At 64.3% G+C, this 2,325-nt stretch carries 2 protein-coding genes and 1 pseudogene; all 3 read left to right on the top strand.

Annotated features, from left to right (window positions below):
- Nucleotides 1–302 (top strand): annotated as a pseudogene (locus ACXRVY_RS24850) (ketoacid CoA transferase); the annotation flags it as partial.
- Between the two features lie 23 nt (nt 303–325).
- The gene (locus tag ACXRVY_RS24845) at nt 326–1,198 is read left to right on the top strand and encodes an enoyl-CoA hydratase (protein ID WP_223462342.1); all 873 of its coding nucleotides are present in this window, start codon (nt 326–328) and stop codon (nt 1,196–1,198) included.
- A 2-nt stretch (nt 1,199–1,200) separates the two neighbouring features.
- Nucleotides 1,201–2,268 carry an NAD(P)H-dependent flavin oxidoreductase gene (locus tag ACXRVY_RS24840; protein ID WP_223462341.1) on the top strand — a complete coding sequence of 356 codons (1,068 nt, stop codon included), beginning with the start codon at nt 1,201–1,203 and terminating at the stop codon, nt 2,266–2,268.
- Nucleotides 2,269–2,325: the final 57 nt, after the last annotated feature.

Genomic DNA, 2,325 nt, shown 5'->3' with positions numbered 1-2,325 from the left:
GCTACAACCCGGCCCGCCTGGCGCGCGGATGGTCGCTGGACGACATCGACATCCGCCTGATCATCACTGACCTCTGCGTGCTGGATTTCCAGGGCCCGCAGCGGCAGATGCGCATCCGTTCGCTGCACCCCGGCGTCACGGCGGCGCAAGTCCAGGACAGCACCGGCTTCGAGCTGCACGTGCCGGACGATTGCCCGACCACCGCCGCCCCGACGGTCGAGCAATTGCAGCTGATCCAGCGTCTGGACCCGCACAACCTGCGCTCCCTGCAACTCAAAGACAACCCGCCAGGCCAACGCTGAGCAGCGCGTTGCGGAGACAAGTGATGGCTGAAGATAACGATAACAATCAGGCCGAGGTGGTGCTCTACGAAGTGCGCGGCGCGGTGGCCCTGGTCACCATGAACCGCCCCGAGTTCCACAACGCGCAGAACTCGCAGATGACCTATGCGCTGGACGCGGCGTTTCGCCGGGCCTGCGATGACGATGAAGTGAAGGTCATTGTGCTGCGTGGCGCCGGCAAGCATTTCTCCGCCGGGCATGACATCGGCACCCCGGGCCGCGACGTCGACAAGACCTTCGACCGCGCCAGCCTGTGGTACGACCATGTGAACAAACCGGGCGGCGAGTTTCTCTATGCCCGGGAGCAGGAAGTCTATCTGGGCATGTGCCGCCGTTGGCGCGAAATGCCCAAGCCGACCATCGCCATGGTCCAGGGCGCGTGCATTGCCGGTGGGCTGATGCTGGCTTGGGTCTGCGACCTGATCGTCGCCAGCGAGGATGCGTATTTCGCCGATCCGGTGGTGCGCATGGGCATTCCAGGGGTCGAGTATTTCGCCCACGTGCATGAACTCAATCCGCGCATCGCCAAGGAGTTCCTGTTCCTCGGCGAGCGCATGCCGGCGCCACGGGCCTATCAGATGGGCATGCTCAATCGGGTGGTGGCTCGCGACGAGCTGGAGCAGCAGACCCTCGACATCGCCGGGCGCATCGCGCAGATGCCGCGCCTGGGCCTGCAACTGAGCAAGCAAGCGGTGAACAATGCCGAAGACCTGATGGGCAAGCGCGCAACCATGGACATGGTGTTCGGCCTGCATCACTTCGCCCATGCCCACAATGAACTGGTGTCCGGCGACCGCCTCGGCGGCTACGACGCCAAGGCCATGGCCAGTTCCCAGCGCAAAACGGGCGAGGCGTGAACATGGCGATCTCGTTGAATACCCGTTTAACACAACTGCTCGGTTGCCGTTACCCGATCATCCAGACCGCCATGGGCTGGGTCGCCGACCCGAAACTGGTGGCGGCCACGGGCAATGCCGGTGGTTTCGGTTTTCTCGCCGGGGCGACCATCGAACCGCAGCAAATGGAAGCGGCGATTATCGAAACCCGGCGCCTGACCGATCAGCCGTTCGGGGTGAATTTCCATATGTACCAGGCCAATGCCGGCGAGATCGTCGAGCTGGTGTTGCGCCACAAAGTCCGGGCGGTCAGCTACAGCCGTTCGCCGGGCAAGCAAATGATCAGCCGCCTGAAGGATGCCGGCGTGGTGTGCATTCCCACGGTGGGCGCGCTCAAGCATGCGCAGAAAGCCGTGGAAATGGGCGCCGATGCGGTGACCGTGCAGGGCGGCGAGGGCGGGGGACACACCGGTTCCGTTCCTACTTCGATGCTGCTTGATCAGGTGGTCAACGCGGTGTCGGTGCCCGTGGTGGCGGCCGGCGGATTCAAGGACGGCAAGGGTCTGGTGTCGGCTTTGGCCTACGGTGCCGAAGGCATCGCCATGGGCACGCGTTTCCTGATGTGTGCCGACAGCCCGGTGCCCCAGGCGACCCTGGCCCGTTACCTGGCGGTCAAGGACCCGGCGGCGATCATCATCAGCCGCGCCATCGACGGCATGCCGCAACGGATGATCCGCAACGAATTGCTCAACCAGCTGGAAAGCAGCGGCGGTCTCAAGCGCCTGTTGCTGGCGTTGCAGAGTGGCCTGGCGTACCGCCGCCACACCGGCATGAGCCTGACGCAACTGCTGACCAGCGCGCTGAAGATGCGCGGCAGCGGTGAGCTGACCGCCGCGCAAAGCATCATGGCCGCCAACGCGCCGATGGTGATCCAGAAAGCCATGGTCGACGGGCAACCGGCGGCGGGCGTCTTGCCCGCCGGGCAGATCGCCGCATCCATCGACAGCTTGCCCAGCTGCGCCCAATTGATTGAACAGATCGTCCGCGACGCCGAAGCGCGCCTGGGCGAACTGTGCCGCCGTGTGTCGTAAGGGGCCATGCATTGTGAAGGAAGGAAACCATGAAACCATTTAGCGTCAGCATCGAAC

The sequence above is a fragment of the Pseudomonas sp. P5_A2_2 genome (assembly GCF_054177685.1).
Note: the sequence above shows the minus strand (reverse complement) of the source record. Positions and strands in the feature narration are given on the sequence as shown.

Coding starts and splice junctions, on each gene's coding strand:
- ACXRVY_RS24840 (WP_223462341.1), top strand. CDS start 1,201: ATGGCGATCTCGTTGAATACCCGTTTAACACAACTGCTCGGTTGCCGT.
- ACXRVY_RS24845 (WP_223462342.1), top strand. CDS start 326: ATGGCTGAAGATAACGATAACAATCAGGCCGAGGTGGTGCTCTACGAA.